The 23,673-nt window shown below is 66.6% G+C and carries 25 protein-coding genes and 1 riboswitch; of the genes, 18 read left to right on the plus strand and 7 right to left on the minus strand.

The genetic code is table 11. The annotated features are described in order from the left end of the window. Positions 1 to 13 precede the first annotated feature (13 nt). From MHEC_RS10340 to MHEC_RS10350, 3 genes are all read left to right on the plus strand, one after another. Positions 14 to 295 carry a phosphoribosyl-ATP diphosphatase gene (locus tag MHEC_RS10340; protein WP_048892107.1) on the plus strand — a complete coding sequence of 94 codons (282 nt, stop codon included), beginning with the start codon at positions 14 to 16 and terminating at the stop codon, positions 293 to 295. Continuing rightward, on the plus strand, positions 295 to 1,155 hold the full coding sequence (hisG, locus tag MHEC_RS10345) for an ATP phosphoribosyltransferase (protein ID WP_048892108.1): 861 nt from the start codon (positions 295 to 297) through the stop codon (positions 1,153 to 1,155). Before MHEC_RS10340 ends, hisG begins: the two co-directional genes overlap by 1 nt. A 79-nt stretch (positions 1,156 to 1,234) precedes the next feature. Then, a complete protein-coding gene (locus tag MHEC_RS10350; protein ID WP_048892109.1) occupies positions 1,235 to 1,717 on the plus strand; it encodes a DUF4126 family protein in 483 nt (160 codons plus the stop codon). Here the strand turns inward: MHEC_RS10350 and MHEC_RS10355 are convergent. Further along, positions 1,714 to 2,616, minus strand: coding sequence for a RecB family exonuclease (locus tag MHEC_RS10355; protein ID WP_048892110.1), 903 nt, complete (start codon positions 2,614 to 2,616; stop codon positions 1,714 to 1,716). The two genes, MHEC_RS10350 and MHEC_RS10355, sit on opposite strands and share 4 nt — an antisense overlap. 74 nt (positions 2,617 to 2,690) lie before the next feature. Here MHEC_RS10355 and trmI point away from each other — a divergent pair, with 74 nt between their 5' ends. Continuing rightward, a complete protein-coding gene (gene trmI, locus MHEC_RS10360; protein WP_048892111.1) occupies positions 2,691 to 3,524 on the plus strand; it encodes a tRNA (adenine(58)-N(1))-methyltransferase TrmI in 834 nt (277 codons plus the stop codon). Between the two features lie 14 nt (positions 3,525 to 3,538). On the opposite strand, the gene MHEC_RS10365 is transcribed toward trmI, so the two are convergent. Genes MHEC_RS10365 through MHEC_RS10375 form a run of 3 tightly spaced genes read right to left on the minus strand, consistent with a single transcriptional unit; the run spans position 3,539 to position 4,896 of the window. Beyond that, positions 3,539 to 3,835: a DUF503 domain-containing protein gene (locus MHEC_RS10365; RefSeq protein WP_048892151.1), complete on the minus strand. Its 297-nt coding sequence runs from the start codon at positions 3,833 to 3,835 to the stop codon at positions 3,539 to 3,541. An 8-nt stretch (positions 3,836 to 3,843) separates the two neighbouring features. Then, on the minus strand, positions 3,844 to 4,386 hold the full coding sequence (lppK, locus tag MHEC_RS10370; RefSeq protein WP_048892112.1) for a lipoprotein LppK: 543 nt from the start codon (positions 4,384 to 4,386) through the stop codon (positions 3,844 to 3,846). Between the two features lie 15 nt (positions 4,387 to 4,401). Next, complete coding sequence (locus MHEC_RS10375; RefSeq protein ID WP_082169934.1) at positions 4,402 to 4,896, minus strand: MTB12 family secreted protein; 495 nt, start codon at positions 4,894 to 4,896, stop codon at positions 4,402 to 4,404. A gap of 151 nt (positions 4,897 to 5,047) precedes the next feature. Between MHEC_RS10375 and arc the strand changes: the two genes are divergently transcribed. Continuing rightward, complete coding sequence (arc, locus tag MHEC_RS10380; protein ID WP_048892114.1) at positions 5,048 to 6,862, plus strand: proteasome ATPase; 1,815 nt, start codon at positions 5,048 to 5,050, stop codon at positions 6,860 to 6,862. An 8-nt stretch (positions 6,863 to 6,870) separates the two neighbouring features. Here the strand turns inward: arc and MHEC_RS10385 are convergent, their stop codons facing one another. Beyond that, positions 6,871 to 7,494, minus strand: a complete 624-nt coding sequence (locus MHEC_RS10385; RefSeq protein ID WP_048892115.1) for a hypothetical protein — start codon at positions 7,492 to 7,494, stop codon at positions 6,871 to 6,873. Positions 7,495 to 7,696: 202 nt separating this feature from the next. Between MHEC_RS10385 and dop the strand changes: the two genes are divergently transcribed. The 6 genes from dop to MHEC_RS10415 all read left to right on the plus strand — a co-directional run bounded on the left by dop (position 7,697) and on the right by MHEC_RS10415 (position 13,568). Beyond that, positions 7,697 to 9,193, plus strand: coding sequence for a pup deamidase/depupylase (dop, locus tag MHEC_RS10390; RefSeq protein ID WP_048892116.1), 1,497 nt, complete (start codon positions 7,697 to 7,699; stop codon positions 9,191 to 9,193). Between the two features lie 151 nt (positions 9,194 to 9,344). Then, positions 9,345 to 9,539, plus strand: coding sequence for a ubiquitin-like protein Pup (locus MHEC_RS10395; protein ID WP_003918980.1), 195 nt, complete (start codon positions 9,345 to 9,347; stop codon positions 9,537 to 9,539). Next, positions 9,536 to 10,435, plus strand: coding sequence for a proteasome subunit beta (gene prcB, locus MHEC_RS10400; protein WP_048892117.1), 900 nt, complete (start codon positions 9,536 to 9,538; stop codon positions 10,433 to 10,435). The genes MHEC_RS10395 and prcB overlap by 4 nt, the downstream gene beginning before the upstream one ends. Next, positions 10,432 to 11,172 (plus strand): proteasome subunit alpha, encoded by a 741-nt coding sequence (gene prcA, locus MHEC_RS10405; protein ID WP_048892118.1) that lies wholly within the window; start codon positions 10,432 to 10,434, stop codon positions 11,170 to 11,172. The genes prcB and prcA overlap by 4 nt, the downstream gene beginning before the upstream one ends. Positions 11,173 to 11,230: 58 nt before the next feature. After that, complete coding sequence (locus tag MHEC_RS10410) at positions 11,231 to 11,707, plus strand: NADAR family protein (RefSeq protein ID WP_048892119.1); 477 nt, start codon at positions 11,231 to 11,233, stop codon at positions 11,705 to 11,707. 109 nt (positions 11,708 to 11,816) lie between these two features. Then, positions 11,817 to 11,990, plus strand: a riboswitch (M-box (ykoK) riboswitch). Positions 11,991 to 12,068: 78 nt separating this feature from the next. After that, the gene (locus MHEC_RS10415) at positions 12,069 to 13,568 is read left to right on the plus strand and encodes a stealth family protein (RefSeq protein WP_048892120.1); all 1,500 of its coding nucleotides are present in this window, start codon (positions 12,069 to 12,071) and stop codon (positions 13,566 to 13,568) included. 43 nt (positions 13,569 to 13,611) lie between these two features. Here MHEC_RS10415 and MHEC_RS10420 read toward each other — a convergent pair whose 3' ends face one another. Continuing rightward, positions 13,612 to 14,535 (minus strand): metallophosphoesterase, encoded by a 924-nt coding sequence (locus MHEC_RS10420; protein ID WP_048892121.1) that lies wholly within the window; start codon positions 14,533 to 14,535, stop codon positions 13,612 to 13,614. 68 nt (positions 14,536 to 14,603) lie between these two features. Continuing rightward, a complete protein-coding gene (locus tag MHEC_RS10425; RefSeq protein ID WP_048892122.1) occupies positions 14,604 to 14,909 on the minus strand; it encodes a hypothetical protein in 306 nt (101 codons plus the stop codon). A gap of 92 nt (positions 14,910 to 15,001) precedes the next feature. Here MHEC_RS10425 and pafA point away from each other — a divergent pair, with 92 nt between their 5' ends. From pafA to MHEC_RS10465, 7 genes are all read left to right on the plus strand, one after another. Next, positions 15,002 to 16,360, plus strand: coding sequence for a Pup--protein ligase (gene pafA / locus MHEC_RS10430; RefSeq protein WP_099869349.1), 1,359 nt, complete (start codon positions 15,002 to 15,004; stop codon positions 16,358 to 16,360). 73 nt (positions 16,361 to 16,433) lie between these two features. Next, positions 16,434 to 17,486: a helix-turn-helix transcriptional regulator gene (locus MHEC_RS10435; RefSeq protein ID WP_235434826.1), complete on the plus strand. Its 1,053-nt coding sequence runs from the start codon at positions 16,434 to 16,436 to the stop codon at positions 17,484 to 17,486. Positions 17,487 to 17,747: 261 nt separating this feature from the next. Further along, complete coding sequence (locus tag MHEC_RS10445; protein ID WP_048892124.1) at positions 17,748 to 18,719, plus strand: helix-turn-helix transcriptional regulator; 972 nt, start codon at positions 17,748 to 17,750, stop codon at positions 18,717 to 18,719. Between the two features lie 50 nt (positions 18,720 to 18,769). Continuing rightward, positions 18,770 to 19,012 carry a Sec-independent protein translocase subunit TatA gene (gene tatA, locus MHEC_RS10450; protein WP_048892125.1) on the plus strand — a complete coding sequence of 81 codons (243 nt, stop codon included), beginning with the start codon at positions 18,770 to 18,772 and terminating at the stop codon, positions 19,010 to 19,012. A 118-nt stretch (positions 19,013 to 19,130) separates the two neighbouring features. Beyond that, positions 19,131 to 19,988: a twin-arginine translocase subunit TatC gene (tatC, locus tag MHEC_RS10455; RefSeq protein ID WP_276000378.1), complete on the plus strand. Its 858-nt coding sequence runs from the start codon at positions 19,131 to 19,133 to the stop codon at positions 19,986 to 19,988. Between the two features lie 87 nt (positions 19,989 to 20,075). After that, a complete protein-coding gene (locus MHEC_RS10460) occupies positions 20,076 to 22,829 on the plus strand; it encodes a DEAD/DEAH box helicase (protein WP_048892127.1) in 2,754 nt (917 codons plus the stop codon). A 64-nt stretch (positions 22,830 to 22,893) separates the two neighbouring features. Continuing rightward, positions 22,894 to 23,673 carry a DUF4333 domain-containing protein gene (locus MHEC_RS10465; protein WP_048892128.1) on the plus strand — a complete coding sequence of 260 codons (780 nt, stop codon included), beginning with the start codon at positions 22,894 to 22,896 and terminating at the stop codon, positions 23,671 to 23,673.

Here is a 23,673-nt window from a genome sequence, read left to right on the forward strand (position 1 = left end):
AGCTGGCCGGGACGTGAAACAATCGCTGGCCGTGAAGACCTTCGAGGACTTGTTCGCCGAACTGGGCGAGCGTGCCCGCACCCGACCCGCTGGCAGCGCCACCGTGGCCGCGTTGGACGGCGGGGTTCATGAGCTCGGCAAGAAGATTCTCGAGGAAGCTGGTGAGGTGTGGCTGGCCGCCGAACACGAGCCTGACGACGCCCTGGCCGAGGAGATCAGTCAGTTGTTGTATTGGACGCAGGTGCTCATGATTTCGCGTGGCCTCACGCTCGACGACGTGTATCGGAAGCTGTGATGCTGCGCGTCGCGGTTCCCAACAAGGGTGCACTCAGTGAGCCGGCCATCGAGATCTTGTCAGAAGCCGGCTACCGCCGTCGCACCGACTCGAAGGACCTGACCGTCCTCGATCCGGTCAACAACGTCGAGTTCTTTTTTCTGCGGCCCAAAGACATTGCTGTCTACGTCGGATCCGGCGACTTGGATTTCGGGATCACCGGACGTGACCTGGTACGCGAGTCCGATGCGCCGGTGCGCGAACGTTTGGCGCTTGGTTTCGGGTCTTCCAGCTTCCGCTACGCCGCACCCGCTGGACGCGAGTGGACCACCGCCGACCTGGCTGGCATCCGAATCGCCACAGCCTACCCGAACCTGGTACAAAAAGACTTGGCCGCCAAAGGGATTGAGGCAACAGTCATCCGGCTAGATGGGGCCGTAGAGATTTCGGTGCAACTGGGCGTGGCCGATGCCATCGCCGACGTAGTGGGCTCTGGTCGCACGTTGGGCCTGCATGACTTAGTGGCCTTTGGTGAACCGCTGTGTGATTCGGAGGCGGTGCTCATCGAGCGAACCGATCACGACCGGCACGACCCCGCCAAAGTTGCCGCCCGCGATCAGATGGTGGCCCGCATCCAGGGCGTTGTGTTCGGCCAGAAGTATTTGATGCTGGACTATGACTGCCCGCGTGCGGCGCTCGACCAGGCCACCTCGATCACCCCGGGATTGGAGTCACCGACCATTGCGCCGCTGGCAGACCCCGACTGGGTGGCGGTGCGTGCTTTGGTGCCCCGCAGCGACGTCAACGCGATCATGGACGAGCTTGCCGCGATCGGGGCCAAGGCGATCCTGGCTTCCGACATCCGTTTCTGCCGATTCTGAGCGCGCCGAGGTTTCAGCGCGGTGGGTGTGTTAGCGTCCGGCTGAGCCAATTGTCCGGCTCCTTGGCAGGAGGACCGCCGTGACGCACTTTCTTGTGCTGCTGCTCGCGTTGTTGATCGGTGTGGTCGCCGGGTTACGCGCCGTGACCGCTCCGGCCGTTGTTGCGTGGGCGGCCCTGCTCGACTGGATCAACCTGGCCGGGACGTGGGCATCGTGGGTCGCCCACCCGGTGACGGTCACCATCTTCACCGTGTTTGCGGTCGGCGAACTCGTCGCCGACAAGCTGCCGATGACGCCGAGTCGCACCGCTGCCGCCTCGTTCATCGCACGAATCCTATTGGGGGCCTTCGCGGGCGCCGTTATCGGCACCGCCTGGGGCTATACCTGGGGTGGACTCGGCGCAGGCATTACGGGTGCGGTACTCGGCACCCTGGGCGGTTACGCGGCACGGACTCGACTGGTCGGCGCCGCCGGCGGGCACGACCTGCCGGTCGCGCTGGTCGAAGATGCGGTTGCAATCCTTGGCGGGTTTGCGGTCGCAGCGATGACAGGCGTTCTCTAGCAGAACAATTCAGTCGCGTCTTCAGGCGTACTCGCCAGGCCCGCCGACTCGGTCGCCCGGTCGGCGGGCCAGCCCGGGTAGGGCGGCGGCGTCCCGCCGAACTCCGGGCAGTGCTGCTGGTGCGGGCACCACTCACATAGCCGCGACGGCCTGGACCGGAAATCGCCAGTCGCACCGGCGGATTGGATGGCCCGCCAGATCGCAATCAACGTCTTCTCGAAGCGCAGCAGCTCCTCGCGCTCGGGGGAGTAGTCGAGCAGCTCACCGTCGGCCAAGTAGATGAGCCGCAGCCGGGTCGGCAGCACACCCCGCGAGCGCAGCAGCGCCACCGCATAGAACTTCATCTGAAACAAGGCCTTGAACTCGGCAAGCGCGCGCGCCGCCGGCGGCGCCTTGCCGGTCTTGTAGTCGACCACCCGCAGCTCGCCGGTGGGAGCGACATCGATGCGGTCGATAAAGCCGCGCAGCAGCGTGCCATCGGCCAGCTCAACTTCGACGCGCTGTTCGCAGCTTTGCGGGTCGAACCGGGTCGGGTCCTCTAACCGGTAGTAGCCGGACAACAACGCGCGGGCCTCGTCGAGCATCTCGGCTTGCTCGGCCGGACTCAGCGCGGCGGCCAAAGCGGGTTCCCCGGCGACCAGTTGCTCCCACACCGGTGCCACCAGCGCCACGGCGGCGTCCCGGTCCCGCTGCGCCGGGGGCAAACCGTACAGCTGTTCCAGCGCGGCGTGAACCACCGATCCGCGCAGCTGAGCTACCGACGGCGGCTCAGGCAACCGGTCGATCGCCCGGAACCGATACAGCAGCGGGCACTGCTTGAAATCCGCTGCCCGCGACGGCGACAGCGCCGGACGGGTTCGGGTGCCCGGCTCGTCGCGTACCGCAGCCTGGCCGCACATAGCAGCAGCCTAGAAGCGAGGTCCGACAAACCCGCGCACCGTTTTCGGCGCGTCTGCTGGCAGGCTAGACAACTGTGTCCACCACCGGCCCATTTGATGTGGGAGATCGTGTCCAGCTCACCGACACCAAGGGCAGGCACTACACGATGCTGCTCAGCGCCGGCGCCGAGTTCCACACCCATCGCGGCGCCATCGCGCACGACGCGGTGATCGGCCTGCCGGAGGGCAGCGTGGTGAAATCCAGCAGCGGCGACGAATTTCTCGCGCTGCGCCCGCTGCTCGTCGACTATGTGATGTCGATGCCGCGCGGCGCTCAAGTGGTTTACCCCAAAGACGCCGCGCAGATCGTGCATGAGGGCGATGTCTTCCCCGGGGCCCGGGTACTGGAAGCCGGTGCCGGCTCGGGCGCGTTGACCTGTTCGCTGCTGCGGGCGGTCGGGCCGCGTGGACAGCTGACCTCCTACGAATTGCGCGCCGACCACGCCGAGCACGCCCGCCGCAACGTGGAGGCGTTCTTCGGGTGTCGACCGGACAACTGGCAGCTTGTCGTCGGCGACGTCGCCGACTGTGCGTTGGCAGCCGGCTCCATCGATCGGGCCGTGCTCGACATGCTGGCACCGTGGGAGGTGCTCGATGCCGTCTCGCGGGTCGTGGTCGCCGGCGGTGTGCTGATGGTTTATCTGGCCACCGTCACCCAGCTGTCCAGGACGGTGGAGGCGCTGCGGCAGCAGCGGTGCTGGACCGAGCCCCGCGCCTGGGAGACGCTGCAGCGGGGCTGGAATGTGGTCGGGCTGGCGGTGCGCCCGGAGCACACCATGCGCGGCCACACCGCGTTTCTGGTGTCGGCGCGCCGACTTGCCCCCGGCACGATCGCGCCAGCGGTGTTGCGCCGCAAGCGCACGGTGTAGGGCTCGCCGACCCCTCAGTCGTCGTCGCTGCGATGCAGGCCGCGGCGCACCGACAGCAACTCGAACTCCGGGTGCGCCGCCACCAGGCGTTCAGCGGCGTCGAGCACATCGACGGTGTGGCCGCGGTCGGCGGACACCATGGCCACCCCGATGCCGGCCCGCCGGTAAAGATTGTGTGAACCGGTCTCGGCGGCGGACACGCTGAACTTGCGCTGCAGTTCGGCCACGAGCGGGCGGATCACCGACCGCTTTTGTTTGAGCGAGCGCACGTCGCCGAGCAGCACGTCGAATTCGAGCCAGCCGATCCACATGGCCGCGATCACGGGGTCGGCGCGGGTGGTGTGGCGGGCGGCGAATTGCCCAAGCCCAGCAGCATTGCCGCTGTCTGCTGGGACAACTGCCATCCGCCCTGGTATGGCTTGAACTCCATCGGGAACGAAAACCCGGCAGTGTCCCGCTTCGGTGAGGTGACGTTGACGGTGGCCACCACGTCGGCGGGATGCTTGTCCGACCAGGAGATGTCGGTTGCGTTGAAGGTCACGGGCGCATAGCCGCCGTCGATCAACGCGGTGGGGAATCGGTCCAGGGCGGCGGCGTTGTCCGGGGTCGCGCTTTCGACCAGGCTGAGCTTCTGATCGCCGGGCACCGCCGGGTCGGCCAGCCGGTAGAGCACGTCGGTGAGGGCCTCCGGCGGGGGCAGCGGCGCGACCTGGGCAGGCGTCGCTGGAGGGGCCGCGGGCTGCGACGACCGCGCGGCCGGTGACGACGGGGCAGAACCGCGTTCGCCGTGTGCGCACCCGGATAGCCCGAGCGCCGCCACAACGGTGGCGGCGCTCAACACGGTGGCCAGCTGCCTGGGCATCCCATCCAGGAGCGGTCAGCCGGCCGCCTGCACGGCCTGCAGCAGCGACATCGCTGAACCGCGGGACAGCTTCCAGCCGCCCTGGTTGACGAACGTGATGTTCTGCGTGGTGGGCGCAAGATTCGGACCCGAGGCCGTGATGTCCGCCGACGCCGCACCGGGACCGGCCGGCGTGATGTTCGCCACATTGAACGTCAGCGGGAGCGAGCCGTTTCGCGCGGCTTTTTGCAGCTGCCGGTCGGCGATGCGGCCCTCGACCCCGCCGACACCGCCTTCAACCAGATAGCTCTTGCTGGCAAACGGAATGTTGGGATTCTGCAGTCCGTTGAGAACGTTGATCAGCTGGTCGGGAGTTGGTACGTCCGCCGCCGGATCCAGCGGCAGCGGCGCACCGAAGACCACCGGCTGCACGTGCGGAGGGGACACGGCCTCGGATGCAAGTGACGTCACACCGGCTGCGGCCGCGCCGACTGCAGCGACGGTGAGCAAGCCTGTGGCTAGGGATTTCACGGTCTCGGATGTCCTTTCGATCGGCCCGATTCAGTGCGAAGGTTACCAATGGTACTTATGTGTTGAATTTTGATCCCCGCACGAATGCCGAATCGCCGGTAGCGTTGAAGTATCCGCCGCGCCAACATCCGGCGCGCGAAAGGAGCTCAACATGGGTGACTCAGAGCGTGAAACGTTCGGACCCCCGATGTCCAGCGACGACGCCGCAGAGTTAGAAGAGCTGCGACGCGAGGCCGCCCTGCTCCGGGAGCAACTCGAAAACGCCGTCGGACAGCAGGGGTCAGTCCGTGGTGCCCGCGATGTGCACCAGCTGGAGGCGCGGATCGACTCCCTCGCCGCCCGTAACTCCAAATTGATGGAAACCCTGAAGGAGGCACGCCAGCAGCTGTTGGCTCTCCGCGAGGAAGTCGACCGGCTCGGGCAGCCGCCCAGCGGTTACGGTGTGCTGCTGTCCACACACGACGACAACACCGTCGACGTGTTCACCTCCGGCCGCAAAATGCGCCTGACGTGCTCACCGAATATTGACGTCAAGTCACTTAAGAAGGGGCAAACCGTTCGGCTAAATGAGGCCCTGACCGTCGTCGAGGCCGGCAATTTCGAATCGGTCGGCGAAATTTCCACATTGCGTGAAATTCTCGCCGACGGGCACCGGGCGCTGGTCGTCGGCCACGCCGACGAGGAACGCATCGTCTGGCTGGCCGAGCCGCTGGTGGCCGAGAACCTGCCCGACGGTGTCCCCGAAGCGCTCAACGACGACACCCGCCCCCGCAAGCTGCGTCCCGGTGACTCCTTGCTGGTCGACACCAAGGCGGGGTATGCATTCGAGCGCATCCCCAAGGCGGAGGTCGAAGACCTGGTGCTCGAAGAGGTGCCCGATGTCAGCTACGACGACATCGGCGGGCTGAGCCGGCAGATCGAGCAGATCCGCGACGCGGTCGAGCTGCCGTTCCTGCACAAGGAGCTCTACAAGGAATACGCGCTGCGCCCGCCCAAGGGCGTGTTGCTCTACGGCCCGCCCGGCTGCGGCAAGACGCTGATCGCCAAGGCGGTGGCCAACTCGCTGGCCAAGAAGATGGCCGAGGTCCGCGGCGACGACGCCAAGGAGGCGAAGTCGTACTTCCTCAACATCAAGGGCCCGGAGCTGCTCAACAAGTTCGTCGGCGAGACCGAGCGTCACATCCGGCTGATCTTCCAGCGCGCCCGCGAGAAGGCCTCGGAGGGCACCCCGGTCATCGTGTTCTTCGACGAGATGGACTCGATCTTCCGCACCCGCGGCACCGGGGTCTCCTCGGACGTGGAGACGACCGTGGTGCCCCAGCTGCTGAGCGAGATCGACGGCGTGGAGGGGCTGGAGAACGTCATCGTGATCGGTGCCTCCAACCGCGAGGACATGATCGACCCGGCGATCCTGCGGCCGGGGCGCCTCGACGTGAAGATCAAGATCGAGCGTCCGGATGCCGAGGCGGCGCAGGACATCTTTTCCAAGTACCTCACCGAGGATCTGCCGGTGCACGCCGACGACCTCGCCGAGTTCGGCGGCGATCGCGCAGCGTGCATCAAGGGGATGATCGAGAAGGTCGTCGACCGGATGTACGCCGAGATCGACGAAAACCGGTTCCTGGAGGTCACCTACGCCAACGGCGACAAAGAAGTCATGTACTTCAAGGACTTCAACTCCGGGGCGATGATCCAGAACGTCGTCGACCGGGCGAAGAAGAACGCGATCAAATCGGTGCTGGAGACCGGCCAGCCCGGGCTGCGGATCCAGCATCTGCTCGACTCCATCGCCGACGAGTTCGCCGAGAACGAGGACCTGCCCAACACCACCAACCCCGATGACTGGGCGCGGATCTCGGGCAAGAAGGGCGAGCGGATCGTCTACATCCGCACCCTGGTCACCGGCAAGAGCTCGAGCGCGTCGCGAGCCATCGACACCGAATCCAACCTGGGCCAGTACCTGTAGTCGCGGGCTCAGCCGCTTACCAGCGAATAGCTGTTCTTCAGGTCGTCTTGCAGAACCTGCGCGGCATGGGTGGTGGTGTCGATGCGCAACGGGCTGTCCAGCACCCTCGACTGGTAGGTCCATCCGTCGGGCAAGTTGAGCCGCTCGCCGAGCTTGGGCAGGTCAGCTCGCGACAGGTTGGAATCAACCATCTGGCTCCAGGTCTGCATCACCCAGCATCGGAAAGCGGGGTCGTGCAGCTCGTAGACCTCTTCGCCGGCGTCAAAGGTGAAAACGGTGTGGCGGTTGACTTGGTTTGCGGTGTAGGGCGCCGGGTTCACCGCTGTCAGCAACACGGTGGCTTGCAGCTGCATCTCGATTCCGCCGAAGGTCTTGATCAGCCGCGGAACCTGCTGCGTCTTTTCGATGGCGTTCATCAGCCAGTAGCGCGGCCCGTTGAGCAGGACTGTGGCGGCGCCGTTTTCGGTCGCGATGGCCTGCGGGTCCAGCGCCGACCATAAGTCGGCGGGACAGTCGTTAAGCGGGTAAGTGCTGTAGACGCTGGCCTGCGGACCCGCTTCGCCGGGGGTCACCAGGAGCACTTCGCCGTAACGCTTCCCGGACACGCCGGTCTGTCGATGCTGGGCTGCCACGTTCGGTTCGGGGGCGGACACAGGGCGAAGTTAACCACTGACCGGGCAATTCTGCACCTCGACAAGGACGATTGTGCGGCTTGCGCGCCGGATCAGGCCGCATCGGCGGTTGTCGCCGCCCCGAGGCGGACTCCGCAACCAGGCAAACGTCACCGCGCACGCTTGCGCCGGCACACGGCGGCGGCTCACCTAGGCTTGTGGCATGCAACGGATTATCGGGACCGAGGTCGAGTACGGCATTTCCTCGCCGTCGGACCCGACCGCGAACCCGATCCTGACCTCCACCCAGGCGGTGCTGGCCTACGCCGCCGCGGCGGGCCTTCAGCGCGCTAAACGCACCCGCTGGGACTACGAGGTGGAATCCCCGCTGCGCGACGCCCGCGGATTCGACCTGAGCCGCTCGGCCGGTCCGCCGCCGGTGGTCGACGCCGACGAGGTCGGCGCGGCCAACATGATCCTGACCAACGGCGCGCGACTCTACGTCGATCACGCCCACCCGGAATACTCGGCGCCTGAATGCACCGACCCGCTCGACGCGGTGATCTGGGACAAGGCCGGCGAGCGGGTAATGGAAGCGGCCGCGCGCCATGTCGCCAGCGTGCCCGGGGCGGTGAAGCTGCAGCTGTACAAAAACAACGTCGACGGCAAGGGTGCCTCCTACGGGTCGCACGAAAACTACCTGATGAGCCGCCAGACCCCGTTCTCGGCCATCATCGTCGGCCTGACCCCGTTTCTGGTGTCCCGCCAGGTGGTCACCGGCCAGGGCCGGGTGGGCATCGGCCCCGCCGGCGACGAACCCGGATTTCAGCTGTCCCAGCGGGCCGACTACATCGAGGTCGAGGTCGGCCTGGAGACCACGCTCAAGCGCGGCATCATCAACACCCGCGACGAGCCGCACGCCGACGCCGACCGGTACCGTCGGCTGCACGTCATCATTGGCGACGCCAATCTCGCGGAGACGTCGACCTATCTCAAACTGGGTGCTACGGCGCTGGTGCTCGACCTGATCGAGGAGGGCATCGACTTAAGCGATCTGGCGCTGGCGCGGCCGGTGCACGCCGTGCACACCATCAGCCGCGACCCCTCGTTGCGTGCCACGGTCGCGCTGGCCGACGGCCGGGAACTGACGGGGCTTGCGTTGCAACGGATTTACCTGGACCGGGTGGCCAAGCTCGTCGACTCCCGTGACCCGGACCCGCGCGCCAACGACATCGTGGAAACCTGGGCCCACGTGCTTGACCTGCTCGAGCGCGATCCGATGGAGTGCGCCGAGCTGCTGGACTGGCCGGCCAAATTGCGAATCCTCGATGGGTTCCGCCAGCGGGAGAAGCTGAGCTGGTCGGCACCACGACTGCATCTGGTCGACCTGCAATACTCCGACGTCCGGCTGGACAAGGGCCTGTACAACCGGCTGGTCGCCCGCGGGTCGATGCGGCGTCTGGTCACCGAGCAGCAGGTGCTCAGCGCGGTGGACAACCCGCCGACCGACACCCGGGCCTACTTCCGTGGTGAATGCCTCCGGCGGTTCGGCGCCGACATCGCCGCCGCCAGCTGGGACTCGGTGATATTCGACTTGGGTGGCGACTCTCTGGTGCGGATTCCGACGTTAGAGCCGCTACGCGGCAGCAAAGCCCATGTCGGGGCGTTGCTGGATTCGGTCGACAGTGCCGTCGAACTAGTGGAACAACTGACGACGTGAGCTTGCCGTCCGGCGACGATGCAGGCCTGCAAGGCCTGGGGAGAAGCCGGACAATCGAACTTAAGCCCGGGGAAAGGTCGGTGTGGACCGGTAGGGTAGAGAGACCGGCGGACGCGTGACGCGCCGCCGATTGACGAAGCAGGAGGCAGCGATGGCTCAAGAGCAGACCAAGCGTGGCGGTGGCGGCGGCGATGACGACGACTTCACCGGCAGCAACGCCGCGGGCCAGGAGCGTCGCGAAAAGCTGACCGAGGAAACCGACGATCTGCTCGACGAGATCGACGACGTTCTCGAGGAGAACGCCGAGGACTTCGTGCGCGCGTACGTCCAAAAGGGCGGACAGTGACCTGGCCGTTCCGCGATCGCCTGGCCACTAACTCAGCACTTCCCGGAGTCCCATCCAGTCCCGTAGATCTGTCCTCGTTTGCCGACTTCCTGCGTCGGCAGGCGCCTGAGTTGTTGCCGGTGTGCGCCGGCGGCGCCGCCGAGTCTGGCGGGGCCGCCGGTGGCCAGCTGCGCCACGGCACCACGATCGTCGCCCTCAAATACCCAGGCGGCGTCGTGATGGCCGGTGACCGACGGTCGACGCAAGGCAACATGATCGCCGGGCGCGACATCAAGAAGGTGTATATCACCGACGACTACACCGCGACCGGTATCGCCGGCACCGCCGCGATCGCGGTCGAGTTCGCCCGCCTTTACGCCGTTGAACTCGAACACTACGAAAAGCTTGAGGGTGTGCCGCTGACGTTCGCTGGCAAGGTCAACCGGCTGGCGATCATGGTGCGCAACAACCTCGGTGCCGCCATGCAGGGGCTGGTGGCGCTGCCGTTGCTGGCCGGCCTCGACATCGATGACCCGGATCCGCAGAAAGCTGGCCGTATCGTGTCGTTCGACGCCGCCGGTGGCTGGAACTTTGAGGAGGAGGGCTACCAAGCGGTGGGCTCGGGGGCGATCTTCGCCAAGTCGTCGATCAAGAAACTCTACTCCCAGGTGACCGACCCCGATTCCGCGCTTCGGGTGGCGGTGGAAGCGCTCTATGACGCCGCCGATGACGATTCGGCTACTGGGGGACCGGATCTGGTTCGCGGTATCTACCCGACTGCGGTCACAATCGGCGCCGAGGGTGCCATCGAGGTGCCCGAGCAGCGCATTGCCGAGCTGGCCCGAGAGGTCATCGAAAGTCGTTCGCGTGCTGACACTTTCGGGCCCGACGCAGAGGCGCCACGGAGCGAGAAGTGAGCTTCCCGTATTTCATTTCACCCGAGCAGGCGATGCGCGAGCGCAGCGAGCTCGCCCGCAAGGGCATCGCGCGCGGCCGAAGCGTGGTGGCGCTGGCCTACGCCGGGGGGGTGCTATTCGTCGCCGAGAACCCGTCACGATCGCTGCAGAAGATCAGCGAGCTCTATGACCGGGTGGGTTTTGCGGCTGCCGGCAAGTTCAACGAGTTTGACAACTTGCGCCGGGGCGGCATCCAGTTCGCCGATACCCGCGGCTATGCCTACGACCGGCGCGACGTCACCGGCCGACAGCTGGCCAACGTCTACGCGCAGACCCTGGGCACCATCTTCACCGAGCAGGCCAAGCCCTACGAGGTCGAGCTGTGCGTAGCCGAGGTGGCGCACTACGGCGAGACCAAGCCCCCGGAGATGTACCGCATCACCTACGACGGGTCGATCAACGACGAGCCGCACTACGTGGTCATGGGCGGCACCACCGAGCCGATCGTCAACGCGCTGAAGGAGTCCTACACCGAAAACGCCGACTTGAGCACCGCGGTGCGCATCGCTGTCGAGGCACTGCGGGCGGGCAGTGGCAATGGCGCCGGTGATCAGCCGGCCCTCGGCGTGTCCACCCTCGAGGTGGCGATCCTTGACCAGAACCGGCCGCGGCGGGCCTTTCGGCGAATCACCGGCACCGCGCTGGAGGCGCTGCTACCCGAAGCCGAGGGCTCGGCCGGCGGCAGGTCGTCGAAGTAAGCCGGCCACCGCGTGGCTTGGCCGACAGGACAGGATGGCAAGCTGCGGAGGTCGCCTGATGAGCGAGCTGCATATCCCGGTGATCGACACCTTCGCGGGAGAGTATCTGTTCTTGTCGAACTTCGCGCCCGCACCGACGCCGCATCGTGGTTGGCTGTACCCGACCAGCGAGCACGCCTTCGCGGCCGCGAAGACACGAGACCCGGCTGCGGTGGCCGCGATCCGCAATACCGACGATCCGGCCCGCGCCAAGCAGATCGGCCGTGCCGCGCCCTTGGTCGAGGGCTGGGAAGCCGGCGGCAAGTTCGCGGCGATGGAAGAGGTGGTCACGGCGAAGTTCGGCAACAATCCCGACCTGGCGCGCCGGCTGCTGGAGACCCAGGGCGTTCTGCTGGTGGAAGGCAACACCTGGCATGACCAGGTCTGGGGATCGTGCAGGTGCGACGAGCACTGCAACATCCCCGGCGCAAACGCGCTCGGTGTGATCTTGATGGCGGTGCGGCTGCGGCTGGCGGCGCAGCGCACCCCGGCTTGAACCTCCCGGTAGCCAAGCGGCGAGCTCGTCGGCCGCGGGACGCGAACGACATCAACGGCTTTGGCCCGGAGCCCTTGTTGCCGAGAGTTCAAATCGGTGCTACCTTGCGGAAGCACCTCGTTAGGCGAGGCTTCTGGACGAACATAGGCCACTGATCTGACGACGTCGAGAGACGCCCAAGATCAGGACAGATCTCCCCGGCTTAAGGGGTGGTCCCAAGTGGCTTTCCCGGCGCTGCGGGGATACGTCGGCCAGTGCCAAAGCTCAACGTGTGAGGGCGATGTCGCCGCTCGACCGCGTTTGCGGTGCCCCTCTGTGTGCACGAAATGACCGACATCGAGTACGGAAGGCAGGTGTTCCCATGACCAGCATGATCGACGTTCGCGTCGCCGGTTCAGCCGATGGGTTGCGCCTGACTCCGTATGAGGCGATGCGCCAGGACTTGCTGTTCATCCGCGGCGAGCTTGAGCGGGCGGGTATTCCGTTCCTGCTCATCCGCGGTGCCGACGGGCGGCCGGCACTCGTCGTTGACATTGCCCTTCGCGCCCGGGTCGCTGACGCGTTGATGGCGGCCTGCCTGGACGCGCCGCTGCGCGCGAAGATCCTCGACGGAACCGGGCGCCGCTCGGTGTATCTCGGCGACGGCTTGCTCTCAGTGGACTCGGACCCGCGGCTGCTGCGCGTGTTTCGTCGGCGCGAATGTCCGCGCTCCGGCATGCGTTACGGCGCTTCCGCCGGGGTGGAGTTACAGTTCTGGGTGTTCGACGGGCAGCACGCCATCTGCCCGATCGAAAATTCGCTGACCCGCAAGACGTTGGCGCTCAGCGAGGTTGTGTACACCACCGTCGAATTGCACGGCCGCACCTGGCCGACGATCGCCGGGATGTTCACCCCGCATGCGGGCGACATCACGTTCGACATCGACATGGTTTTCTCCTGGGTGGACGGCAACGACCCGGAGTTCCGGGCGCGCCGCGCGGCGGCGATGACGAATTATGTTGTCGGTGAAGGCGATGACGCCGACGCGCGGATCCGCCAGGTTGACGAACTGAAGTATGCGCTGCGCGCGGTGCATGCCTTCGCGCCGTGGGTGCGCCGGATTTTCATCGCGACCGACTCGCCGGTGCCCGAGTGGCTCGCGCCGCATCCAAAGATCACCATTGTGCGCGCCGACGAACACTTCACCGACCCTTCTGTGCTGCCGGTGTACAACAGTCACGCGGTGGAGACTCAACTGCACCACATCCCCGGCCTGGCCGAACATTTCCTGTACTCCAACGACGACATGTTCTTCGGCCGAGCGGTTTCGCCGGCGATGTTCTTCTCCCCGGGTGGCGTCACTAAATTCATCGAAGCGCCTACGCGAATCGGGCTCGGTGGCAACCACCCGGAGCGCAGCGGTTACGAGAACGCGGCACGGGTCAACCGCCAACTGCTGTGGGACAGGTTCGGCAAGATCATCACCCGGCACTTGGAGCACACGGCTGTCCCGTTGCGCAAGAGCGTGCTGTTTGAACTCGAGCGCGAGTTTGCGGCCGACTTCGCCCGCACTCAGGCAAGCCGCTTCCGTTCCAGCACCGACATCTCGGTAACCAATTCGCTGTACCACTACTACGCGTTGATGACCGGGCGCGCGGTTCAAAACGAGGCGGCCAAGGTCCTCTACGTCGACACCACGTTGCGGTCGGGGCTGGCGAAACTGCCGAAACTGTTGAAGAAGCGCAAGTTTGACTTCTTCTGTCTCAACGACGGCAGCTTCCCAGAGGTCAGCGCCGAAGAGCGGGCACAGGTCGTTGGCGAGTTCCTCGAACGCTACTTCCCGGTGCCGGCGCCGTGGGAACGAGCGGCCGCCGACGAGTAAGACCTCCCAGCGGGCGGGCGCGCTGGACCCCGCCCGCTGGGAATCACTCGCGACGCGCCAATTGCGGGGCGATGCGTGGTATCCGGGTGGCCGGCAGGATGCTTACCTGGGCGTCGGCCAGCTGACGGCGGACGGCGTCCGGAGAAACGAACCGTCCCACTGTTGCTCCGGCGACCAGCGGAATGACAGTGTGCACCACCGTATCTGGGTAACAGTGCACGAGGTTGAACGCCTGCGCACCGTCACGGCCACGGGTTCCGGGCGTCAGCAGATCTTGGGTGTAACAGCTGGCCGAGGCCACCGACACCGGGATGCCGGCGAAAGTTGCTGTGGTGGAATAGTGCAGGTGCCCGGCAAGAATGCTGCGCACATCGCTGCCGCGAAGCACGTCGGCCAGTGCGGCTTGATCGCGCAGCTCCACCATGACGGCCAGATCCTGCACGCAGGGAATCGGGGGGTGGTGCATCGCCAGCATGGTGCCGAAGGGAGCAGGTTCGGCCAGTTGATCGGCCAGCCATCGTAGCTGATCCGGCGCGACCTGCCCGTGGTGATGGCCGGGAACCGATGTGTCCAACACGATCACACGCAAGCCCGCGACGTCGTGCACCCGGTCCATCGGCGTCATGGTTGGGGTCTCGCGCAGCAGATGTTCGCGCAGCGATGCCCGGTTGTCATGGTTGCCCATCACCCAAATGATCTGGGCGCCAAGACGATCGGCTAATGGCTCGACGAGTTCGCGCAATTTGAGGTAGGCACCGGGTTGACCCGTGTCGGCGAGGTCACCGGTGAAGATCAGTGCGTCCGGCCGAGTTTGGGAGGCTTCAAGCCGCAGCAGCAACTCAGCCAATCGCGCGTCTGCGTCGACGTCCCCGTACAGTTCGCCGTCGCCGGCCATCAAGTGGGTGTCGCTGATATGTGCGATAACGTGGTCAGGCCGCGAGTACTCCGCGACCCTGGGTCTGTCCACTGGACTAATGAGGACCTCTCAGATGAGCAAGCTCGCTTGATCGGGTCGTATCAACTCTACCCGAGTGATTACCGGTTGCCGGTAAGGCGTGCCTTGACCTCGGTGAGTCGGTCGAACGGCGGGCGCGCGTCCGGAGGTGTCATGCCATCGTGCGTGATGCGGCGGCGTCGATACCACCAGATCACGCATTCGCGGTACGACGATGCGCTGCGCAGCGTCTGCGACCACGACCGGCAGTCTCCAATGAGCCGACGCATCAGCTCGGTGTCCGAGGCCGCATCGCTGAGCCGCATTGCGTCCAGCTTCTCGGCCAATCTGCGGAAGTCGTCGGCGTGCGCGCGTAGCTGCGCGACCCCTGCCTGTGCTGCTCGCATGCCTCACCCTGGCACGCCAGCGCGGCCGACCGCGGACATCATCCACAGCGGGCCTGCCCACGAGTTGCCCATTTAACCAGTACGCTCGAATCGTGCAGCGGCGAATCATGGGCATCGAGACCGAATTCGGTGTCACCTGCACGTTTCACGGCCACCGGCGTCTATCCCCGGACGAGGTGGCCCGGTACCTATTTCGCAGGGTGGTGTCGTGGGGCCGCAGCTCCAACGTGTTTTTGCGCAATGGCGCCCGACTCTACCTCGACGTCGGCAGCCATCCCGAGTACGCCACCGCCGAATGCGACAGCCTGGTGCAGCTGGTCACCCATGACCGCGCCGGCGAACGGGTGCTGGAAGACCTGCTCATCGACGCCGAGCAGCGGCTCGCCGACGAGGGCATCGGCGGCGACATCTACCTGTTCAAAAACAACACCGATTCGGCCGGCAACTCCTACGGATGCCACGAGAACTACCTGATCGTGCGGGCCGGCGAGTTCTCCCGGATCTCCGACGTGCTGTTGCCGTTCCTGGTCACCCGCCAGCTCATCTGTGGGGCCGGCAAGGTGCTGCAAACCCCTAAGGCCGCGACGTTTTGCCTGTCCCAGCGCGCCGAGCACATCTGGGAAGGCGTGTCCAGTGCGACCACTCGCAGCCGTCCGATCATCAATACCCGTGACGAGCCGCACGCCGACGCCGAGAAGTACCGACGGCTGCATGTCATCGTCGGCGACTCCAATATGTGTGAAACCACCACCATGCTCAAGGTCGGCACCGCGGCGCTGGTGTTGGAGATGATCGAAGCCGGGGTGGCGTTCCGCGACTTCTCGCTCGACAACCCCATCCGCGCGATCCGCGAGGTCAGCCACGACATCACCGGTCGGCGCCCGGTGCGGCTGGCCGGCGGGCGGCAGGCCAGTGCGCTGGACATCCAGCGCGAGTACTACACGCGCGCCGTCGAGCATTTGCAGACCCGGGAGCCCAACGCCCAGATCGAGCAGGTCGTCGACCTGTGGGGGCGTCAGCTCGACGCCGTTGAAAGCCAGGACTTCGCCAAGGTGGACACCGAAATCGACTGGGTAATCAAACGCAAGCTGTTCCAGCGTTATCAGGACCGCTACGACATCGAGCTGTCCGACCCCAAGATCGCCCAGCTGGACCTCGCCTATCACGACATCAAGCGTGGCCGCGGCGTATTCGACCTGCTGCAACGCAACGGTCTGGCCGCCCGCGTCACCACCGACGAGGAAATCGAAGACGCCGTCGACACGCCGCCGCAGACCACGCGTGCCCGGTTGCGCGGTGAGTTCATCAGCGCCGCGCAGGCGGCCGGGCGCGACTTTACCGTGGACTGGGTGCATCTCAAGCTCAACGACCAGGCCCAGCGCACCGTGTTGTGCAAGGACCCATTCCGCTCGGTCGACGAGCGGGTCAAGCGGCTGATCGCCAGCATGTAAGCCACGACAAAGCAGCCCGCGAAGCGGGGTCGGGAGCCGTCGGGCAAGCGAGCTAACGCTTACCCTGATACGGGTGGCGACTTCCAAAGTCGAACGGTTGACGAACCTCGTCATCGCATTGCTGTCCACCCGCGGCTACATCACCGCCGAAAAGATCAAGTCCACGGTCGCCGGCTACTCCGACAGTCCCAGCGACGAGGCGTTCTCCCGGATGTTCGAGCGCGACAAAAGCGAATTGCGTGATCTCGGCATCCCGTTGGAGACCGGCAGGGTGTCGGCGCTGGACCCCACCGAGGGTTATCGCATTAACCGCGAGGCCTACGCGCTACCTACCGTCGAGTTGACCCCTGAGGAGGCCGCCGCGGTGGCGGTGGCAACCCGGTTGTGGGAGTCGCCGGAACTGATCACCGCAACCCAGGGTGCGTTGCTCAAACTGCGTGCGGCCGGAGTGGACGTCGACCCCGACGCCCCGGTCGTGATTGCCTCGACCACCGGGCTGCCGGGCCTGCGCGGTTCGGAGAACGTGCTGGGGGTGCTGTTGGCGGCCATCGAGGCCGGGCAGGCCGTGCAGTTTCCGCACCGGCCGTCGCGCAGCGAGCCCTACACCCCCCGCACCGTCGAACCGTGGGGGGTGGTGACGCAGAAGGGCCGCTGGTATCTGGTCGGGCATGACCGCGACCGCGACGCCACCCGCGTGTTCCGGCTGTCCCGGATAGGTGCCGAGGTGAAGCCGATCGGTCCGGTCGGCGTCGTCGTTCGGCCTGAGGGTGTCGACCTGCGCAAGATCGTTGCCGAGACCGTGGCCGAACCAATGACCGGTGCGCAGGCGCAAGTGTGGGTGGCCGACGGGCGCGCCATGGCGTTGCGGCGTGCCGGCAAATCCCTGGGGCCACGGCGATTGGGGGGCCGTGACGGCGAGGTGATCAAACTCGACATCGGATCCAGCGACCGACTCGCGCGTGAGATCACCGGCTACGGTGCTGACGCGGTCGTCCTCGCGCCGGCGTCGCTGCGAGACGACGTACTGGCCCGCCTGCAGGCCCAGGCCGTTCGGCGAGGAGCGGCGCCGGTGACGCGCGCCGGCGACGATGCAGAGCGACGCGATGAGGAGGAGCGGCGCCGATGACGCGCGCCGGCGACGATGCAGAGCGACGCGATGAGGAGGAGCGGCGCCGATGACGCGCGCCGGCGACGATGCAGAGCGACGCGATGAGGAGGAGCGGCGCCGATGACGCGCGCCGGCGACGATGCAGAGCGACGCGATGAGGAGGAGCGGCGCCGATGACGCGCGCCGGCGACGATGCAGAGCGACGCGATGAGGAGGAGCGGCGCCGATGACGCGCGCCGGCGACGATGCAGAGCGACGCGATGAGGAGGAGCGGCGCCGATGACAGCCGTATCTACCCGCCTGGTGCGGTTGCTGAACATGGTCCCCTATTTCCAGGCCAATCCGCGGGTCACCCGCGCCAAGGCGGCAGCCGACCTCGGCGTCACCGTCAAACAACTGGAAGAAGACATCAATCAATTGTGGTTGTGCGGGCTACCGGGTTACGGACCCGGTGACCTGATTGACTTCGAATTCTGCGGCGACACAATCGAAGTGACGTTCTCGGCAGGCATCGACCGGCCGCTGCAACTGACTTCCCCGGAGGCCACCGGCCTCCTGGTGGCGCTGCGCGCACTGGCCGACGTCCCCGGCCTGGTGGATCCGGAGGCCGCGCGCAGTGCGATCGCGAAAATCGAATCGGCCGCCGGCACCGCCGCGCACGGCACCCATGCAGCGGCGGTCGAGGAGCCGGCGCCGGCCGAAAGCGAGGCCGCGGCCGCGGTTCGCACCGCGGTACGCCGCAACTGCGCGCTGGCCATCGACTACTACTCCGCCTCCCGCGACACGCTGTCCAGCCGGATCGTCGACCCGATCCGGGTGCTGTTGATCGGCGACCACAGCTACCTGGAGGCCTGGTCCCGGGAGGCTCAAGGGGTGCGGCTGTTCCGGTTCGACCGCATCGTCGAGGCCCGAGTGCTCGACGAGCCGTCCGCGCCCCCCGAACCCGCGGTCCAATCACCGCCGGACACCTCACTGTTCGACGCCGACCCGGCGCTTCCGTCGGCCACGCTGCGGGTGGCGCCGTCGGCGTCGTGGATGTTCGAGTACTACCCGATGCGCCTGCTGCGCGAGCTGCCCGACGGCCACTTCGAGGCGGCGATGACGTATGCCTCCGAGGATTGGATGAGCCGCCTGGTGCTGGGCTTCGGGTCAGCGGTACGAATAGTGGCGCCCGACTCCCTGGCCCAGCGGGTGCGCGACGCCGCCGCGGCGGCGCTGGACGCGTACCTGGCCGCGGCGCGGTCCGGATAGCAGGCCCGCCAGCTGCGGTAGCATCGGGTGGACGTCTGGAGGTAACCAAATTGGGCAGTCTAAGTCCGTGGCACTGGGCGATCCTTGCCGTCGTGGTGGTCCTGCTGTTCGGCGCCAAGAGGCTCCCCGACGCGGCACGTTCGCTGGGCAAATCGTTGCGTATCTTCAAGTCAGAAGTCCGTGAACTGCAAAGCGAGAGCAAGCCGGATAAGCCTGCCACTCCCGCCGCGCCGACCACTCCGGTGCAGTCTGAGCGGGTCGACCCGCCGACCGCCGGCGGGCAGTCGGCTTAGCCCGGCATCGTCGTTGCGGTGCCCTGAGCGGCACTGACTCACCGTCGTGCGCACTACCCGAATTTTGCGGCGCCTTGATCCGCGGCTGCGTCGCAGCCGCACCAACCCCGACGCGACGATGTCGCTGGTGGAGCATCTCACCGAGTTGCGCACCCGGCTGCTGATCTCGCTGGCCACCATCGCATGCACGACTGCGGTCGGGTTTATCTGGTATTCGCACTCGTTTTTCGGGCTGGAAAGCCTGGGCGAGTGGTTGCGGGGGCCGTACTGTGCGCTGCCCGCCTCGGCGCGGGCCCAAATCAGCGCCGACGGACAATGCCGGTTGCTGGCCACCGCGCCGTTCGACCAGTTCATGCTGCGGCTCAAGGTGGGGCTGACCGCGGGGCTGGTGCTGGCCTGCCCGATGTGGCTGTACCAGTTGTGGGCGTTTATCACCCCGGGGTTGTACAAAAAGGAGCGCCGCTTTGCGATCGCGTTCGTGATTCCGGCGGCGGTCCTGTTCGTGGCCGGGGCGGTACTGGCCTATCTGGTGTTGTCCAAGGCGTTGCGGTTCCTGCTGACCGTCGGCAGCGACGTGCAGGTGACCGCGTTGTCCGGCGACCGCTATTTCGGGTTTTTGATCAACCTGCTGCTGGTTTTCGGCGTCAGCTTCGAATTCCCGTTGCTGATCGTCATGCTGAACCTGGCCGGCGTACTCAGTTATGCCCGGCTGAAGTCGTGGCGGCGCGGCCTGATCTTCGCGATGTTCGTGTTCGCGGCGGTGTTCACGCCGGGGTCGGATCCGTTTTCGATGATCGCGCTCGGGCTGGCCCTGACCCTGCTGCTGGAGCTGGCAATTCAGATCGCCCGGCTACATGACAAGCGAAAAGCCAAGCGCGAAGCCATGATTCCGGACGACCAAGCAGCACCCGTTGAACCGCCGTCGCCGATACCGGAACCGTCGCGCATTTCCACACCTCATGACGACATCACCTGACCCCCGAACCGGCGAGCGGGCGTGTGCGTACGCCGACACGCCGGCTGTCGCGGACATCTTTGCCCGCTCGCGCCACTCGGCGACGCCGTGAACGCCCCCACACAGCTGGACCGATTCGCCGCCGAGCTGCCGTTTGCGCTGGATGACTTTCAGCAGCGGGCCTGTACAGCGCTCGAGCATGGCCACGGCGTGCTGGTGTGCGCGCCGACCGGGGCAGGCAAGACGGTGGTCGGCGAGTTCGCCGTGCATTTAGCGCTGGCCACCGGCGGCAAATGCTTTTACACCACGCCGCTGAAAGCCCTGAGCAACCAAAAGCACACCGATCTGACCGCACGCTACGGCCGAGATCGCATCGGGTTGCTGACCGGGGACCTGTCGGTCAACGCCAACGCGCCGGTGGTGGTGATGACTACCGAGGTGCTGCGCAACATGCTCTACGCGGACTCTCCTGTGCTGCAAGGGCTTTCGTATGTCGTGATGGACGAGGTGCATTTCCTCGCCGACCGGATGCGCGGCCCGGTGTGGGAAGAGGTGATCCTGAATCTGCCCGACGAGGTGCGGCTGGTGAGCCTGTCGGCGACGGTAAGCAACGCCGAGGAGTTCGGCGGCTGGATCCAAACCGTGCGCGGCGACACCACCGTGGTGGTCGACGAGCATCGGCCGGTGCCGCTGTGGCAGCACATGCTGGTCGGCAAGCGCCTGTTCGACCTGTTCGACTATGACGGCGACGCCGACCAGCTCCGAGTGTCGCCGAGTCTGGTGCGCCACATCGCCCATCGCCGTGAGGCAACCCGGCTCGCCGACTGGCGGCCCCGGCGGCAGGCAGGACGGGGAGGCATCGAACGAGCGGGTGGCCGACGAGGCTTCTACCGGCCGCCCAGTCGCCCGGAAGTCGTCGCGATTTTGGACCGGGAAGGGTTGTTGCCGGCGATCACATTCGTGTTCTCCCGAGCCGGGTGTGACGCCGCGGTCGCACAATGTCTGCGGTCTCCGCTGCGTCTTACCACCGAGAAGGACCGGGCCCGGATCGCCGAGGTCATCGATCACCGCTGCGGCGATCTGGCCGACGAAGACCTCGCCGTGCTCGGTTACTACGAGTGGCGGGAAGGGCTGATGCGCGGCCTGGCCGCCCACCACGCCGGGATGTTGCCGGCGTTCCGGCACACCGTCGAAGAACTGTTCACCGCCGGATTGGTCAAGGCGGTGTTCGCGACCGAGACCCTGGCCCTGGGGATCAATATGCCGGCCCGCACCGTGGTGCTGGAACGGCTGGTGAAGTTCAACGGCGAGCAGCACCTGCCGCTGACACCCGGAGAGTACACGCAGTTGACGGGCCGGGCGGGCCGGCGCGGCATCGACGTCGAGGGCCACGCGGTGGTGATCTGGCACCCGGATGTGGAGCCCGCCGAGGTCGCCGGGCTGGCCTCCACCCGCACGTTCCCGCTGCGCAGCTCGTTTGCACCGTCGTACAACATGACGATCAACCTGGTGAACCGGATGGGTCCCAAGCAGGCGCATCGGTTGCTGGAGCAGTCGTTCGCCCAGTACCAGGCCGACCGCTCGGTGGTTGGCCTCGTCCGCGGCATCGACCGGGGCCGCCGGCTGCTCGACGAGCTCGCGGCCGAACTGGGCGGCCACGATGCCCCGATCCTCGACTATGCCCGGCTGCGGGAACGGATCTCGCAGCGGGAGCGGGCGCAGGCGCGGGCGTCGCGCGCACAGCGCCGGCAGGCGGCCAACGAGGCGCTGGCCTCGCTGCGCCGCGGCGACATCATCACGATCACGCACGGCCGCCGCGGCGGTTTGGCCGTCGTCCTGGAATCCGACCGCGACAGCTCCGATCCGCGGCCGCTGGTGCTCACCGAACACCGCTGGGCGGGCCGTATTTCGTCGGCCAACTACCCGGGCGCATCCGCGCCCGTCGGGTCGATGACATTGCCCAAGCGGGTCGAACACCGTCAGCCCCGGGTGCGCCGCGATTTGGCGTCGGCGCTGCGCTCGGCCGCCGCGGGTCTGGCCGCTCAGCCCGCGCGCGGCAAGCGCAGCCCCCGCCGGGACAGCGACGACGGTGCGTCTGGCGACCCGGAGCTGATGTCCCTGCGCGAGCAGCTGCGCCGCCACCCTGCCCACCATGCGCCCGGCCGGGAAGCCCAGCTGCGGGTCGCCGAGCGCTACCTGCGCATCGAACGCGACAACGCCGCGCTGCAACAAAAAGTGGCCGCGGCCACCAACTCACTGGCCCGCACCTTCGACCGGATTGTCGGGCTGCTCACCGAGCGCGGCTTCATCCGCATGCTCAACGGCGATCCACAGGTCACCGACGACGGCCGGCTGCTGGCCCGAATCTACAGCGAGAGCGACCTTTTGGTCGCCGAATGTCTGCGCACCGGCGCGTGGACGGGTCTGCGGCCCGCGGAGTTAGCGGCGGTGCTGTCGGCGGTGCTCTACGAGTCACGAGGCAACGAGGGCGCCGGCCCGCCGCAGCACGCGGACGCGCCGACCGCGCCGTTGCGGCGCGCGCTGGCTCGCACCCGTCAGTTGTCGACAGACCTGCGCGCCGACGAGCAGCGGCATCGCATCAGCCTGAGCCGCGAACCTGACGAGGGCTTCGTCACCGCCATCTATCGCTGGGCCAGCACCGGCGACCTCACCGCTGCGCTGTTGGCGGCCGACGAGTCAGGTACGGGTGTGTCGGCGGGGGATTTCGTGCGCTGGTGCCGGCAGGTGCTGGACCTGTTAGACCAGGTGCGCAACGCCGCCCGCGAACCTGAGCTGCAGGCCACCGCCAGGCGGGCGATCGACGACGTCCGGCGCGGCGTCGTCGCAGTTGACGCCGGGTAGGCTGGCGCCGAGCTACGGTTACATCCGGTGAAGCAGGACCCGAGTTGAGAGGACCGAACACACCATGAGCGGACCGCAGGGATCCGACCCCAACCAGCCGTGGCAGCCGCCAGCCCAGGGTGAGGAACACCAGGCCACCGGTGGTGACCAGCCAACGGCGCAGGCGTCGTCGCCGTGGCAGCAGCCCGCTGGAGATCAGTCGACCTGGCAGGCGCCGGCGTACACGTCCTCGGAATACCCGCCATACCAGCAGCCGGCAGGGCAGTTCTATCCGCCGTATCAGCAGACGATGCCGGGCTATGTGCCGCCCGATCAGTACGGGCAGCCGACGCAGTACGGACAGCCGACCCAGTATGGGCAGCCCGGTCAGTACGGCCAGCCCACCCAGTATGGGCAGCCCGGTCAGTACGGCCAGCCCACCCCGTACGGACAGCCGGGTCAGTATCCGGGCCAATACGGTCAGCCCCAGTTTCCGGGCCAGTATGGTCCTGCGGGCGAGGGCTCGAAGCGCTCGACGGCGGTGATCGGCACCGTGGCCGGGGTGTTCGCCGCGATCGTGGTCGCGGTCGTGCTGGTGCTGGGTTTTTGGGCGCCCGGATTCTTCGTCACCACCAAGCTGGACATCAACAAGGCGCAGGCCGGCGTGCAACAGATTCTCAGTGACGAGACCAACGGGTACGGCGCGAAAAACGTCAAGGACGTCAAATGCAACAACGGCCAAAACCCCACGGTCAAAAAAGGTGCAACCTTCGACTGCGAGGTCAGCATCGACGGCACCAAGCGCCAGGTGACGGTGACCTTCCAGGACAACAAAGGCACCTACGAGGTCGGTCGACCCAAGTAA

Origin of the sequence: Mycobacterium heckeshornense, from assembly GCF_016592155.1 — a bacterium.
Lineage (GTDB): Bacteria > Actinomycetota > Actinomycetes > Mycobacteriales > Mycobacteriaceae > Mycobacterium > Mycobacterium heckeshornense.

What these genes read in the sequence shown, in the direction of transcription:
- tatC (WP_276000378.1), top strand. Translation starts at nt 19,131, where the DNA reads ATGTCGCTGGTGGAGCATCTCACCGAGTTGCGCACCCGGCTGCTGATC.
- MHEC_RS10465 (WP_048892128.1), top strand. Translation starts at nt 22,894, where the DNA reads ATGAGCGGACCGCAGGGATCCGACCCCAACCAGCCGTGGCAGCCGCCA.
- MHEC_RS10355 (WP_048892110.1), bottom strand. Translation starts at nt 2,616, where the DNA reads ATGTGCGGCCAGGCTGCGGTACGCGACGAGCCGGGCACCCGAACCCGT.
- lppK (WP_048892112.1), bottom strand. Translation starts at nt 4,386, where the DNA reads ATGCCCAGGCAGCTGGCCACCGTGTTGAGCGCCGCCACCGTTGTGGCG.
- MHEC_RS10425 (WP_048892122.1), bottom strand. Translation starts at nt 14,909, where the DNA reads ATGCGAGCAGCACAGGCAGGGGTCGCGCAGCTACGCGCGCACGCCGAC.
- MHEC_RS10445 (WP_048892124.1), top strand. Translation starts at nt 17,748, where the DNA reads ATGACAGCCGTATCTACCCGCCTGGTGCGGTTGCTGAACATGGTCCCC.
- arc (WP_048892114.1), top strand. Translation starts at nt 5,048, where the DNA reads ATGGGTGACTCAGAGCGTGAAACGTTCGGACCCCCGATGTCCAGCGAC.
- MHEC_RS10395 (WP_003918980.1), top strand. Translation starts at nt 9,345, where the DNA reads ATGGCTCAAGAGCAGACCAAGCGTGGCGGTGGCGGCGGCGATGACGAC.
- hisG (WP_048892108.1), top strand. Translation starts at nt 295, where the DNA reads ATGCTGCGCGTCGCGGTTCCCAACAAGGGTGCACTCAGTGAGCCGGCC.
- dop (WP_048892116.1), top strand. Translation starts at nt 7,697, where the DNA reads ATGCAACGGATTATCGGGACCGAGGTCGAGTACGGCATTTCCTCGCCG.
- MHEC_RS10365 (WP_048892151.1), bottom strand. Translation starts at nt 3,835, where the DNA reads ATGTGGATCGGCTGGCTCGAATTCGACGTGCTGCTCGGCGACGTGCGC.
- MHEC_RS10410 (WP_048892119.1), top strand. Translation starts at nt 11,231, where the DNA reads ATGAGCGAGCTGCATATCCCGGTGATCGACACCTTCGCGGGAGAGTAT.
- MHEC_RS10415 (WP_048892120.1), top strand. Translation starts at nt 12,069, where the DNA reads ATGACCAGCATGATCGACGTTCGCGTCGCCGGTTCAGCCGATGGGTTG.